Genomic DNA, 205 nt, shown 5'->3' on the forward strand with positions numbered 1-205 from the left:
CTCGCCTTCTCACCGCGCATTATTCCTTTGCCGTGACCGAAGGCCGGCGCCATCCGCTGACGCAGGAACTAGCCTTGGCGGAGCGTGGCAACTGGTGGCAAGGCGCGCTCGAACCTGCTGAGGATGCCCCCGACTTTGGCCTATTCTCGGATGTGCAAAACCCGCCCTTCTGGTTGGATTATCAAACACTTCACAGTCATTGGGC

1 pseudogene is annotated in these 205 nt (G+C 59.5%); it reads left to right on the forward strand.

What is annotated here, in order from left to right:
* Nucleotides 1-205 (forward strand): annotated as a pseudogene (locus A3722_RS24780) (glycosyltransferase family 2 protein); the annotation flags it as partial.

This window comes from Sulfitobacter sp. HI0027 (assembly GCF_001634775.1).
Taxonomy (GTDB): domain Bacteria; phylum Pseudomonadota; class Alphaproteobacteria; order Rhodobacterales; family Rhodobacteraceae; genus Sulfitobacter.